General features: G+C 36.0%; 14 protein-coding genes. 4 read left to right on the top strand and 10 right to left on the bottom strand.

The genetic code is table 11. The features are described from left to right. Positions 1 to 634 precede the first annotated feature (634 nt). The 6 genes from rpsR to CYP43_RS09325 all read right to left on the bottom strand — a co-directional run bounded on the left by rpsR (position 635) and on the right by CYP43_RS09325 (position 5,704). The gene (rpsR, locus tag CYP43_RS09350) at positions 635 to 895 is read right to left on the bottom strand and encodes a 30S ribosomal protein S18 (protein ID WP_021091467.1); all 261 of its coding nucleotides are present in this window, start codon (positions 893 to 895) and stop codon (positions 635 to 637) included. A 15-nt stretch (positions 896 to 910) separates the two neighbouring features. After that, positions 911 to 1,468 carry a single-stranded DNA-binding protein gene (locus CYP43_RS09345; RefSeq protein ID WP_103583380.1) on the bottom strand — a complete coding sequence of 186 codons (558 nt, stop codon included), beginning with the start codon at positions 1,466 to 1,468 and terminating at the stop codon, positions 911 to 913. A gap of 13 nt (positions 1,469 to 1,481) precedes the next feature. Beyond that, positions 1,482 to 1,901: a 30S ribosomal protein S6 gene (gene rpsF, locus CYP43_RS09340; protein WP_021091458.1), complete on the bottom strand. Its 420-nt coding sequence runs from the start codon at positions 1,899 to 1,901 to the stop codon at positions 1,482 to 1,484. 77 nt (positions 1,902 to 1,978) lie between these two features. Continuing rightward, positions 1,979 to 2,977, bottom strand: coding sequence for a DNA polymerase III subunit delta (gene holA, locus CYP43_RS09335; RefSeq protein WP_103583379.1), 999 nt, complete (start codon positions 2,975 to 2,977; stop codon positions 1,979 to 1,981). Continuing rightward, positions 2,970 to 4,889: an RNB domain-containing ribonuclease gene (locus CYP43_RS09330; RefSeq protein WP_103583378.1), complete on the bottom strand. Its 1,920-nt coding sequence runs from the start codon at positions 4,887 to 4,889 to the stop codon at positions 2,970 to 2,972. Before CYP43_RS09330 ends, holA begins: the two co-directional genes overlap by 8 nt. Continuing rightward, entirely contained in the window at positions 4,886 to 5,704 is an 819-nt protein-coding gene (locus CYP43_RS09325; protein ID WP_021091523.1) for an HDOD domain-containing protein, read from the bottom strand. The genes CYP43_RS09330 and CYP43_RS09325 overlap by 4 nt, the downstream gene beginning before the upstream one ends. Before the next feature lie 142 nt (positions 5,705 to 5,846). Here CYP43_RS09325 and ilvC point away from each other — a divergent pair, with 142 nt between their 5' ends. From ilvC to ruvX, 4 genes are read left to right on the top strand one after another with little or no spacing between them, the layout of a single operon-like run. After that, positions 5,847 to 6,869: a ketol-acid reductoisomerase gene (gene ilvC, locus CYP43_RS09320; protein WP_103583377.1), complete on the top strand. Its 1,023-nt coding sequence runs from the start codon at positions 5,847 to 5,849 to the stop codon at positions 6,867 to 6,869. A 3-nt stretch (positions 6,870 to 6,872) separates the two neighbouring features. After that, positions 6,873 to 8,264 (top strand): divergent polysaccharide deacetylase family protein, encoded by a 1,392-nt coding sequence (locus tag CYP43_RS09315; protein ID WP_103583376.1) that lies wholly within the window; start codon positions 6,873 to 6,875, stop codon positions 8,262 to 8,264. Next, positions 8,261 to 9,031, top strand: a complete 771-nt coding sequence (locus CYP43_RS09310) for a DNA-processing protein DprA (protein ID WP_103583375.1) — start codon at positions 8,261 to 8,263, stop codon at positions 9,029 to 9,031. The genes CYP43_RS09315 and CYP43_RS09310 overlap by 4 nt, the downstream gene beginning before the upstream one ends. After that, on the top strand, positions 9,028 to 9,411 hold the full coding sequence (gene ruvX, locus CYP43_RS09305) for a Holliday junction resolvase RuvX (protein ID WP_072594576.1): 384 nt from the start codon (positions 9,028 to 9,030) through the stop codon (positions 9,409 to 9,411). The genes CYP43_RS09310 and ruvX overlap by 4 nt, the downstream gene beginning before the upstream one ends. Before the next feature lie 15 nt (positions 9,412 to 9,426). Here ruvX and CYP43_RS09300 read toward each other — a convergent pair whose 3' ends face one another. The 4 genes from CYP43_RS09300 to tatB are packed head-to-tail and all read right to left on the bottom strand — an operon-like array spanning position 9,427 to position 12,395. Continuing rightward, positions 9,427 to 10,227 (bottom strand): hypothetical protein, encoded by an 801-nt coding sequence (locus tag CYP43_RS09300; protein WP_103583374.1) that lies wholly within the window; start codon positions 10,225 to 10,227, stop codon positions 9,427 to 9,429. Then, the gene (gene queA, locus CYP43_RS09295) at positions 10,224 to 11,246 is read right to left on the bottom strand and encodes a tRNA preQ1(34) S-adenosylmethionine ribosyltransferase-isomerase QueA (RefSeq protein ID WP_103583373.1); all 1,023 of its coding nucleotides are present in this window, start codon (positions 11,244 to 11,246) and stop codon (positions 10,224 to 10,226) included. The genes CYP43_RS09300 and queA overlap by 4 nt, the downstream gene beginning before the upstream one ends. Then, positions 11,239 to 11,997 (bottom strand): twin-arginine translocase subunit TatC, encoded by a 759-nt coding sequence (tatC, locus tag CYP43_RS09290; protein WP_103583372.1) that lies wholly within the window; start codon positions 11,995 to 11,997, stop codon positions 11,239 to 11,241. The genes queA and tatC overlap by 8 nt, the downstream gene beginning before the upstream one ends. After that, a complete protein-coding gene (tatB, locus tag CYP43_RS09285) occupies positions 11,997 to 12,395 on the bottom strand; it encodes a Sec-independent protein translocase protein TatB (protein WP_103583371.1) in 399 nt (132 codons plus the stop codon). The genes tatC and tatB overlap by 1 nt, the downstream gene beginning before the upstream one ends. Positions 12,396 to 12,406 lie beyond the last annotated feature (11 nt).

The raw sequence follows: 12,406 nt of genomic DNA, 5'->3' as shown, positions 1-12,406 counted from the left end.
GTCCTGCGTTGGATTCGAACCAACGGCCCCCTCATTAAAAGTGAGATGCTCTACCGACTGAGCTAGCAAGACATTTGCTTAAAAAAGAATTGAGATTATACAAAAAACATTATTACATGTCAAGAAAAGGGTGTTTAAAATTTGTTTTTTTGGCTAACATTAGTTGCATTGTTAGGCCAGTTTGGCATCAGTAAATTTTTAAAATAAAATACATAATAAAGGCCACTTGCAAGATGTACGGATACCAAATGGATTATCAAATAAAGTTTATTGACATTTAAGTACCTTACCTTTTAGCCTCATATGGATAGCTATTGCTATACGATAGATGATATGTGATTCGTGGTGGAAATTGTGAATAATATGGATCAATGATATTGAATTGCACATATGGCAAAATAAATTATTTTGAACTAATAAATTGATGCTATAGAGTTATTTAAAGACAGTATATATTTGAGATATCCACCTGAATAAATTCTAATTGTCTCGTGTAAGTTAAACCAAAATTATAGATAGTACTTGAAAAATATTTTAAACTGCAGTCAATAAATAAAAATCTATAAGAACATAAATCTAGGATATTTAAAATTAGGATTAAACCCCATTAATAGGGGTTTAATAAATTAAATAATTATAGTCCATCAAAAGGATTTGAAACTACATCTTTGCGATCTACTATGTAAGGTATAATAGCTGCATGACGAGCTCTTTTGATCGCTTTTTCTACCATTTCTTGATGTCTTTTTGATGTGCCAGTTAAACGTCTTGGCATGATTTTAAATCTCTCTGATAAACAATACTTTAAAAGAGAAGTATCTTTATAGTCTATAAAATCAATTTTTGCTTCTGTAAATTTGCAATATTTACGTGAATATTTTCTTTTTTCTGCCATTTTCTATCCTTTAAGTTAAAACGGTATTTCGTTGTCGCCATCAAAATTATCGGCGTCAATGTTTATATCAGGGATTTTTTCCTCATAGTACTCTTCTTGTACTTTTTTATTTTGTGGTTGCATTTGCTGTCTTTGTGATGCTGAATTTTGATATCCACCATTGCCATAGCTATTAGTTGAACCATTATTTCGTTGTTGTGAGTACGAACTATTTTGATTAAATCCACCTTGACTTTGTCCATTAGCTCCGCTATTTCCGCCAAGCATCTCCATATTTTCAACTACGATTGAGTGCTTTGAACGGTTTTGTCCATTGTTGTCGGTCCATTGATCAAATTTCAATCTTCCTTCAACCAGAAGTTTGGAGCCTTTGCTTAAATATTGATTTGCTATCTCGGCTGATTTGCCAAAGAATGATATGTCAATAAAGCATGTCTCCTCACGTTTTTCGCCGTTAGTATTAAATTTTCTAGTAACAGCAATACCGGAATTTCCTATAGCAGATCCACTAGTAGTGTATCTTAGCTCGATATCTCTTGTTAAATTTCCAACCAGTACTACTTTATTGAACATTTTTTATCCTTGATTATTCTTCTGTAAAAGTTTGCTCGTCTACTTTTTCAACTCTTGGCTCACGCGGTGCTCTTGGCTCACGAGGCTCTTTTTTTATAGTTTGTTTGATACCTTTGCAAAGTCTTTCCCAAGCTGCGATTTCGCGTTTATTTTCATATTTAACGCTTAAAAATCTTATGATATCTTCAGTGATCCTTACATTTCTCGTAAGCTCTGCAAGAAGTGCTGGTGGAGCTTTGTAATAGATAACAAAATATGTTCCACGCTCATATTTTTTGATGGTATAAGCTAGTTTTCTAGTGCCCATCTCAACGACAGTAGCGATTTCGCCGCCATTTTTTGTTATAACTTCTTTTACGAAGTCAACCTTAGCTTTAACTTCCTCTTCCGTTAATGTCGGCTTAAGAATAAATAAAAGCTCGTAATGTTTCATTTCTTCTCCTTATGGATATTTAGCTCACTTTGTGAGCAAGGATTTTGCTTTAAGCAAGGGTGGATTTTAGCTTAAAGTTACTTAATATTTGCTGTTGATATGAGATGTTGCAAATTTAAAATAGTTGATAATACAAAAATTTCTTTATCCATTTTTGTGTTTGTTTTTAGCTCTAACTCGGCTAAATTTAGCGTTTTAAATATCTCCAAATATGTATTTAAATTTAGTTTTAAGCTATTTACTTTTAATAAATTTGCGACATTTACAGGCGGTTGATAACCGATTGCCTCATCTAAATTTAATCGACCATTTATCTTAATGTAAGAGTAAATTTTAAATAGCCTAAAAAATGCTTTGTAAAGCGAGTTTAGAAGTAAAATTTCATTAAAATTTGGATCTTCTAGATAGGTAAAAAAGTCGTTTTTTATATCTTTTAGTGCCATAAATTTGTTAAAAAAATCATCAAAATTTATCCCACCAAGTCCAAAAACCAGCCTTTTTACATCATCTTGTTCAATGTGTGTGTTTAGGCTCTTTAGCTTTGTTAGCTCGCTTGCCGCAAGGTATAAATTTTCATTATGTGTAAAGTAAAGCTCATAAAGTGCGTTTTTGGTTATGTTTAGACCAATTTTAGCTGCGCTTTTAGCTAGCAAATTTATCGCTTCATCTGGAGTTGAGGGCTTGAAAAATCTAGCAAAATTTGTCCCAAAAGCCTTTTGCGTATCAAAAACTAGTTTCATATCGGACTCATAAAGCTCAAACAAAAAGTAGTTGTCCTGGCTTTTTGAACAAAGCGAGATGAGCTCTTTTAGCTCTTTTGCTGGGATCTTTTTGTCGCTTTTTACATAGAGGATATTTTTGCCGCCAAAAAGTGATTGCTCGCTTAGGTGAGAGCTTGCTTGCGCGTAGTTGTACTCGTCAAAATAAAGGCTTAATAAATTTGCATCTTCGCTTGAGTAAAAGCTCAAAATTTCTTTGCCAAAGAGCTCAATCTGAAACTCATCTGCTCCAAAAAGCAAGAAGTAGTTGCTTAAATTTGCATTTGCTAAATTTAGCTCCAAATCTTTTCTATACATCGATCTTTCTTACCACTTTTGCAAAAATTTTAGCGCTCGCGATATCAGCCTCTGTGATCTTTACGACAAGCTTTTGAAGTAAATTTGCGCTGTATCCAGTTATAAAAATCCTAGCTCCAACAAAATAATCATCAAGCTTAGCAACCAAGACATTTTGGTTTTCGCTCACATAGCAGCGTACCTCTTTGCCGATATTTGCAGCTGCCCAGCGTGCAAATTTCCTATCCATAAAGTCGTAGGCTACCTTGTCGGCCTCTCTTTCAAGCTCGCTTAAATTTGCGCAAGTGCTTTGGATGTTTAAAAGTAAAAAGTTGTAAAGCTTGTCATCTTTTGAAATTTTAGCCTTTAAGAGCCTATGTAAAATAAGGTCAGAATAGCGTCTAATAGGGCTTGTAAAGTGCGTGTATCTATCAAATCCAAGCCCAAAGTGGCCTAAATTTTCACTTGAGTACTCAGCTTTTTTTTGAGACTTGATGATGAGTTTGTCTATCTCCTCGCGGTTGCCAAGTTCATCGGCTTTTATTTGGATCTTTCTTATCAAATTTGCAAGGTCGCTCTCATAAGCAAAATCAAGCCCCAAAAGTTGCAAGTCCTCAAGCAATGTATCTATCTTTTTAAAATCAGGCGAAGCGTGGTTTCTAAAAACACCCTTTGTGATGAGCTTTGCGGCAGCCTTGTTTGCTAAAAGCATGCAGTCCTCGACTAGTCTATGTGAGTCGGAGTCACTTTCAAATCTAGTTTGTAAAATTTGACCCTCTTCATCAAGGCTCATTCTAAGCTCTTTTGTCCTGAAGTCAAACGCGTGCAAAAGCCTTTTTTTGCGAAGCTTCGTGGTGAGTTTAAAAAGTGGCTTGATCCATGAAATTTCACACTCTCTTTTACCTTCTAAAATTTCATCGATCTCGTCGTAGTTAAAGCGCCTTTTTGAAAGGATGATCGCTTCAAAAAGCTCCTCTTTTTTTACCTCATTATTTGCATCAAGTGAAATTTTAAAGCAAAATGCAAGGCGCGGCACATCTGGCTTTAGCGAGCAGATATTTTCACTTAGCGCGCGTGGCAACATCGGCACTGAAATGTGCGGAAAGTAGATAGAAAAGCCTCTTTTTTTAGCCTCGCTGTCAATAGCGCTATATGCGGTCACATACTCGCTTACATCAGCGATTGCGACATAAATTTCTCGCTTTTTCTCATCAAAATATATGGCATCGTCAAAGTCTTTGGCATCGACTGGATCGATCGTACAAAACTCTAAATTTCTTAGATCAACTCTATTTGGATACATGCTAGCATCGACTTCGTCACCAAAAGCCTTTGCCTCAAGCTCGCAGGCCTCGCTAAATTTATCGTTTTTATTATAAATAGCAAGCGAAATTTTCTCATCGCTTAATGGGTCTTCTAAATTTCCTAAAACCTCAACTATCTCGTTGTTTAGGTTATTTATCTTTAGTAGCGTCCCAAGTGGGAGCATCTTTAGGCTTTTTTGCGTCGCTTTTAAGGTCGTGCTTAGTCCAGTTTTTAAATTTACTCCTAAAATGGCCGCTCCAAAGCGTTTTGTATAGACCACACTTGTCTCATTTGCAAGCTTTAGACTCATCACTATCTTAGCGCTTTGGCGTTTTTTCTTAAGCGGTAAAAGCTTTGCTAACACGATATCGCCAAGGTGAGAGTTGTTTAAATTTTTATTTTCAACGATGATGTCTTGCTTGAAGCGCTTGTCAAACGGCATGATAAAGCCAGTTGCGTTTTGGCTGATGTCTAGCTTGCCGCAGACGTAGCCATTGTTTAGGTAAAATTTATCTTTATGGGAGCTTACGGCACCAAGATTTAAGAGATTTCGTAAAATCTCTTTATCTTCGTTTGAAACTTCTTTTTCCTTGATGCCAACTAGTAGTGAGGTTAGAAATTCTTTCACAAATTATCTTTGACTTTAGCGACAGCCATTAAAAACGTATCATGTCCAAAGCCGTATTCGTCAAGAAGGGGTAGAGTATTTTGTATGCTTATATCATCAAGTTGATTAAAAATATTTACAGCTGTTTTTATCACTTTTAGGGCTTTTGCGTAATCTTTTATATGATCTGGTGCCTCTTCTGGATTATTTGAATAGAGTATTGAGCTGCTAAGCTCTGTCTCAAGGTTCCATTGTTCAAAAATTTTAGCCGTAACTTCTTCATTTGACATATCTAAAATTTCTGTTTCAAATAGGGCAAGATCGATTGGACTAGATATATTTTTAAGTTTTTCCCTAAATTCGACGTCTTGTTTATTTTCAGCTAATTCATGAGCAAGAACTATTTTGCCAATCTCAAGCATAAATGAAGCTGGAGAGAGAATTTCTAAGCTTTTAGGATTAACTTTAGAATGCCAATTGTACATCAGTGCATTTTGTATTATCGAGATATTTAAAAAATCTTGTGTAGTAATGCCATAAGGCTCTAAATTTATAGAAAAACTCTTTTTAATCGTACTTGAAAGCGCAAAACCTCGAATAGTAGCCATACCAAAAAGAGAAATAGCTCTTGCGATGGTTGTGATCTCTTGAGAAAACCCATAAAGTGGAGAGTTTGCTGAACGCAAGATATTTGCTGTTAGCATCGGATCCTTTTCGACCACTTTTGTAAGATCACTTATTGAGCTGTTTTCGTCCGCATGTAAGCGTTGAATTTGTATAACTGTGTCATCTAATGGTGGAAGTGCTTTGATTTTTTTAAAAACTGATTCATTCATTGAGTTATCTCTTTTTTTGAAATTTCAGCGTATTTTATCAAAATAAATTATCATAAAACTTAAAAAGAGTTTCCATATATTTCAGCCGAATTTTTGCTGGCTAAAGTTATAATTTTGCCAAATTTTAATAATAGGAGTAACAATGGCTATAAATGTTTATTATGATAAAGACTGCGATTTAAGCCTTATTCAAAGTAAAAAAGTAGCAATTATCGGCTTTGGCTCACAAGGTCATGCACATGCTGAAAATTTAAGAGATAACGGTGTAAGCGTCGTGATTGGCCTTTCAAAAGGTGGCAAAAGCTGGGCAAAGGCTGAGGCAAAAGGCTTTGAGGTAAAAACCGTAAGCGAAGCTACAAAGGGCGCTGATGTGGTTATGATTTTAACTCCAGATGAGCTTCAAGCAGAAATTTATAAAAATGAGATTGAACCAAATTTGAAAGATCACGCTGCTATCGCGTTTGGACATGGTTTTAACGTTCATTTTGGCCAGATAAAAGCCCCAGCAAATATAGATGTCATTATGATCGCTCCAAAAGCTCCAGGGCACACAGTTAGAAGCGAATTTGTAAGAGGTGGTGGCATACCTGATCTTATCGCTGTTGAGCAAAATGCAAGCGGAAAGGCTAAAGAGATCGCTCTAAGCTATGCTTGCGGTATAGGTGGCGGTAGAACCGGCATTATTGAGACAACATTTAAAGATGAAACTGAAACAGATTTGTTTGGTGAACAAGCAGTACTTTGTGGCGGTCTTTGCGCGCTAGTAAATGCTGGTTTTGATACGCTTGTAGAGGCTGGTTATGAGCCTGAGATGGCGTATTTTGAATGCTTGCACGAGCTAAAACTAATCGTTGATTTGATGTATCAAGGTGGCATGGCCGATATGCGTTATTCTATCTCAAACACCGCTGAATACGGTGATTACGTAAGCGGTGTAAGAGTGGTTGGCGAAGAGAGCAGAAAAGCTATGAAAGAAGTTTTAAAAGAGATTCAAAATGGCAAATTTGCAAAAGACTTCATCCTAGAGAGAAAAGCAGGATATGTAAGAATGAACGCTGAACGCAGTATAGCTGAGAGAAGTTTGCTAAATCAAACTGGCAAAAAACTTCGCGCAATGATGCCTTGGATAACTAACGGCAAACTTATAGATCAAAATAAAAACTAAGCCTTGAACGAAAAAAAGACTACAAAGAAGCGACCTACAAAAAAGAGTGCAGGTCGCTCCCACAATAAAACCTATCTTGGTATCGGCATTATCGCAGCTATTTTGATAATAGCACTTAGCGTAGCTCTTAGTATAAAAAATAATGGTGTAGAACAGATAAGCAAAACAAATGAGTCAAAGATAGAGAAACAAATTCCAAAAAAAGCAGAACCAAAGGTTGCTAGTAAAGAGAAAAAACAAGAATACGAAAAGAGAAAATACCCTCTAAAATTTGATGAAGATGAAAATTTAAGTAAAATTTTTACCGATCCTAAGTATAAAAGTGAGCTTGTTTTAAATTCAAAAGTTGAGCCAAAAGAGCAAAAAAAGATAACTGAAGTAAAGAGTGAAGCCAAAAAAGAAGAGATAAAAAAAGAGCAAAACGATACTAAAAATTTACTCGCAAGTTATAAAAATACAGAGCCTAGTGTAATAGAAAATGAACAAAAGATAGAGCCATTTTATAGCTCAAAAATCGAACAAAAAACCGAGTTAAAACCCCAAAATTTTGAAGTAAAAGTCTATCAAAATAAAAGTACTGAAATAGAAAAAAAAGAGAAATTTAAAAGCGAGAACACAAAAGTCGAGCCAGCTAAAAAAGATGAAAATTTAACCATTAAAAATATAGAAAAAACAAAATATGAAGAAAAAAATATAAAAAAAGATAGCTTTGAAGCGGTACCTTTTACGCCAAATGCCAGCATAAAAGGACGTGCAAAGCTCGTTATCATAATAGACGATGTGGCGACATTTGAACATGCAAGTATGATAAAGTCACTTGGCTTAAAAATCACACCGTCTATTTTTCCAGCGACAAAGACTCATCCAGATACTCCAAATATCGCAAGAACATTTGAGTTTTACATGATACATCTTCCGATGCAAGCAAAACACTTTGATAGCCCAGAGATAGGAACTCTTACGATCAACGAGAGTTTTGAGAGCATACACGAAAAGATAAAAAAGATACGCAAAGACTTCCCGCGTGCAAAATATATAAACAACCACACAGGATCACGCTTTACAAGTGATTTTGACGCTATGGATAAGGCTTATAGGGCGCTGATAGAGCAGGGCTTTGTCTTTATTGATAGCAAAACTATCGCTCAAACCGCAGTAGCAAGAGCTGCAAAAAAACATAATCAACCATACATTTCAAGAGATATATTTTTAGACGACGATCCATCGGCTAGTGCTGTTAGGCGTGAGCTTGTGGCTGCTATAAATTTGGCTAAAAAAAGAGGCTATGCGATCGCCATTGGGCATCCAAAGAAAAATACGATCACAGTGATAAAAGAGAGCAAAAACAACATCTTAAAAGATGTTGATGTGGTTTATTTAAAAGATATTTTATGAGACTTGACTTTATCCCAGAGCCGTTAAATAGACTAAAAAATCCACCAAAACAGCTAAATTTTATCGGAGATACTTCGCTTTTATCCTTACCAAAGATTGCAGTTGTTGGCTCAAGAAAGGCAAGTGTTTATACAAAAGAGTGCGTCACAGCACTTTGCGCAGCACTAAAAAGTGCAAATATCTGTGTGGTAAGTGGCGGAGCTATCGGCGTGGATATCGCGGCTCATAAAGCTGCTATGCCACGAACCATTGGCGTTTTTGCAAATGGACTTGACACTATCTATCCAAGCCAAAATAAAGCGGCGATAAATGAAATTTACACCAAAGCCTTGGCACTTAGTGAGTATGATGAAGGCGAGCCGCCACTTGCTTATAGATTTTTGGAGCGAAACCGCATAGTTGTGGGGCTTTGTGAAGCTCTAGTAGTCGCGCAAGCTGATCTTAAAAGTGGCTCTATGCAAAGTGCAAGGCTTGCAAATGAGCTTAAAATTCCAGTTTATGTACTTCCACAACGTATGGGTGAAAGCGATGGGACAAATTTTTTGCTTGCAAATAAAAAAGCTGAGCTTATCGATAACTATCATAAATTTGCTTCACTTTTTGGCGAGATAAAAGAGCAAGAAAAAACTAGTGATGAGATTTTAGAATTTTGTAAAAATGGCGTAAGTCTTGATGAAGTTTTGGCAAAATTTGGCGATATCATCTATGAGTACGAGCTTGAAGGGTTGGTTGAAATTTCAAATCTAAGAGTAAAGAGCGTGCTATGAGAGAGAAATTTATGGCTATTGATGTTGGGTTAAAGCGAATAGGGCTTGCTTTTGGTTTTGGCGAGATCGTGACTCCGCTTGAGCCAGTGCTTAGAAAAAATAGAAATCAAGCTGCAAGAGATGTGAGCCAAAAGGTAAATGAATATACCCCAGATACGCTAGTGGTAGGTGTGCCAATCGGCGGTAGTAGCGAAGATGAGATGAGAAGACGCATCGAGCATTTTGTTTCACTTCTTGATGTAAAGGCAAATATTGTCTATCAAGATGAGGCCTTTAGCAGCAGTGAAGCTAGTGAAATTTACACAAATACAAAGCGAGATGGTAGGCTAGATAGCATTTCAGCCACTATTATTTTAAAAAGATATCTTGGGATAAATTAAAAAGTCAAAATCGGTCTATTTTTCGAGCGAATTTTTAAAAGCTAGCTGAAAGCTATCTGTGCTAAAGGGCTGCTTTAATACCGTGACATGATTTGGCAGATCGTTAGCCGACTCATCGTTTTTACAAATGGCTACGATACGAAAATTCTTAATATTTTTAAACTCAAGTATATCCTCTAACATCGCTTCATTTTTTAAAATTTTACTATCGATAAAAATAACAAATGGAGTAAAAATAGAATCTTTTATGTGTCTCATTAGATTGCTAAGGTCGTTTTTGCCGATAACCTTTAGACCTAAAAAATTTATCTGAGCACTGATGGTGTCGAACAAAGCATCGTCATTGCAAGCAACTAAGATATTTGTATTTGTTTGATTTTTGATATTTATTTGTCTTTGGCTAGCTCTATCGCCTGTTAGTGCCGCACTAAAAGATATTAAAAATTCTCCATCATTGTGAGAGATCATAGATTCATTTGCTTTTTTTAGATAGTTGTTTATCTTGCTGAGATAGTAGTGGCTTGGCCTCATTACGCTATGGCTAGATTTTATTTTAATGTCAAAATGTACAGATTTGGGATTATAATTTTTAAGTTGAAAGAGAATGTAAATGTCCGTATATTCGGTAGAGTAAAGGAAAAATTTGCAAATATTTTCAAGTGTTTTTATGAGATTTGTGGCATCAAATTTTAAAAGCCTTGGATAACTTGGATCGTAGCTAAAAATGATGGAATTTTTAGTATCTTGTGCGTCTTGGTATATGGCGCTAAGAAAAATTTCCATTCTGTTTATGATATCGATAGGCTTATCTTTCATATTATCAACATCCCGTCGCCGTATGAGTAAAATCTATACTTTTCATCAACTGCCGTTTTATAAATCCTCATCGTCTCTTCAAGTCCTATGAAGCTAGTAACTAGCATTATTAGGGTTGATTTTGGTAGATGAAAATTTGTAAGAAGGTAGTTTTGTCTAATTGGTTTATTATTTAGGTTTAAAAATAACTTACAAAAGCCGCTTACTTGCTTACTTCTTGCAAATTCTTCAACACATCTAGTAACCGTCGTGCCAACGCCAAGGATTGGTTTATTAGAATTTATAATCTCTTGAGCTTGCTCGCTTAGCTCGTAAAATTCTGAGTGCATTTTGTGGTCATTTATATTTTGGCACTCCACACCTTTAAATGTCCCAGCGCCAACGTGAAGCGTAATGTAGGCGACTTCATGCTTTGCTTTTATCTGCTCTAGCATTTGTTCACTTATGTGAAGGCTAGCTGTCGGAGCTGCCACTGCACCACTATTTTTGGCAAATATGCTTTGATACCAGCTCTCATCATCCTTTGTGTCAGCCCTTTTAATGTATGGCGGAAGTGGAACGTGACCGATCTTTTCAAGCTCACTAAAAAGGTGAACATTATCAAGCAAAACGCCATTTTGCGTAAAATTTACCACTCTTGTGCCATCGTCATTTAGCTCAAGCACATTTACTTTTAGGTTATCAGGAAAATTTAAAACGCTACCAGCACTTACTTTGCCTCTTATATAGACGCTAAATTTATTTTCGCCTATGGGCTGGTTTAGCATCACTTCGCAAGCCCTGCCGCTTTCTTTTTGTCCTAAAATGCGAGCTTTGATAACTTTTGTGTTATTAAAAATAACTGCAGCATCATCTGGAATAAGGCTGGAGAGATCTTTAAATTTGTAGTGTTTTATCTCTTTTGTATTTTTAAAATAGACAAGCAATCTTGCCTCTTCTTTTGGCAAAACTGGCTCTTTTGCGATGAGCTCTTCCGGCAAAAAATAATCATAACTTGAGACGTCGTTTATATTACTCATCGCTTGCTACGTCGCTGTCTTGTTCTTCTTTTTCATCTTCATCGTCACTCTTGTTAGCTCTTTTGGCGACGATTATTGAAATTCCATAAAGTCCGATGAGTGGTAGTGCCATTAAGACTTGACTTATTACATCAGGTGGTGTAACGATGGCTGCAAAGATAAAGATAATAACAACAGCGTATCTGAAGTAATCTTTTAGCATTTTGTCATCGACAAGTCCGATCTTTGCTAAGAAAAATGTAATGACTGGTAGCTCAAATGAAATTCCAAAGCCAATTAGTAGTTTTGCAAAAAAGCCAACATACTCGCCAATGCTTGGTAGAGCCGTAAAGAGCTGGCCACCAAAATTTACCAAAAATGCAAAGCCAAGTGGGATGACCACGTAGTAACAAAATGCCGCTCCACACGCAAACATAAATGAAGCTGAAACAACAAATGGAATCACATATTTTTTTTCATTATCATAAAGTCCAGGTGCGACAAATAGCCAAAATTGCCAAAATATTATAGGTAAAGCAACGATAAGACCAGCAAAAAATGCAACCTTCATCGCTGTAAAAAATGGCTCCTGAATTTGAGTAAAGATGATGTTTGAGCCAGCAGGAAGTACTTGTTTTAGTGGTTCGCTCATCCATGCAAGCAGTGGGTTCCAAAAAGTAAAGCAGATGCCAAAGCAGATAAAAACGCTTACTATGCTTATAAAAAGTCTCTTTCTAAGCTCGATTAAATGGGGTCTTAACTCTTCAAACATTACGCCTCTTTTTTATCGTTTAAGATCGCATCTTTAACTAAATTTGTTGGATTTTGTATATTTTCTACCGTTTTTTTCGTGTCGCTTACGACGTTTTGTATATCGTTAGTGATATCATTTGCGCTTTTTTTGATCTCGTCAAGCTCCTCAAAAGTAAGCTTTTTACGCATACTTTGCGTACTTTTAGTTATGCTTTCTTTATATTTTTGGGCATCTTCTTTTAGCTCAGCTATCTTCATTTCTTGATCAAATGTTGATTTTGCGTCATTTATGCCTTTTTTAAACATTTTTAGAAATTTTGCAATCTGAACCATCGCGCTTGGCAGCTTATCAGGACCTAAAACTAACACTGCAATAATGGCGATAACTAAGATTTCAGAAAAACTCATTCCAAACATTTTTGCCTCTA

This window comes from Campylobacter concisus (assembly GCF_002913045.1).
Classification (GTDB): domain Bacteria; phylum Campylobacterota; class Campylobacteria; order Campylobacterales; family Campylobacteraceae; genus Campylobacter_A; species Campylobacter_A concisus_AP.
Note: the sequence above shows the minus strand (reverse complement) of the source record. Positions and strands in the feature narration are given on the sequence as shown.

Coding starts and splice junctions, on each gene's coding strand:
- queA (WP_103583373.1), bottom strand. CDS start 11,246: ATGAGTAATATAAACGACGTCTCAAGTTATGATTATTTTTTGCCGGAA.
- CYP43_RS09310 (WP_103583375.1), top strand. CDS start 8,261: ATGAGACTTGACTTTATCCCAGAGCCGTTAAATAGACTAAAAAATCCA.
- CYP43_RS09325 (WP_021091523.1), bottom strand. CDS start 5,704: ATGAATGAATCAGTTTTTAAAAAAATCAAAGCACTTCCACCATTAGAT.
- ilvC (WP_103583377.1), top strand. CDS start 5,847: ATGGCTATAAATGTTTATTATGATAAAGACTGCGATTTAAGCCTTATT.
- holA (WP_103583379.1), bottom strand. CDS start 2,977: ATGTATAGAAAAGATTTGGAGCTAAATTTAGCAAATGCAAATTTAAGC.
- ruvX (WP_072594576.1), top strand. CDS start 9,028: ATGAGAGAGAAATTTATGGCTATTGATGTTGGGTTAAAGCGAATAGGG.
- rpsR (WP_021091467.1), bottom strand. CDS start 895: ATGGCAGAAAAAAGAAAATATTCACGTAAATATTGCAAATTTACAGAA.
- CYP43_RS09345 (WP_103583380.1), bottom strand. CDS start 1,468: ATGTTCAATAAAGTAGTACTGGTTGGAAATTTAACAAGAGATATCGAG.
- rpsF (WP_021091458.1), bottom strand. CDS start 1,901: ATGAAACATTACGAGCTTTTATTTATTCTTAAGCCGACATTAACGGAA.
- tatC (WP_103583372.1), bottom strand. CDS start 11,997: ATGTTTGAAGAGTTAAGACCCCATTTAATCGAGCTTAGAAAGAGACTT.
- CYP43_RS09300 (WP_103583374.1), bottom strand. CDS start 10,227: ATGAAAGATAAGCCTATCGATATCATAAACAGAATGGAAATTTTTCTT.
- tatB (WP_103583371.1), bottom strand. CDS start 12,395: ATGTTTGGAATGAGTTTTTCTGAAATCTTAGTTATCGCCATTATTGCA.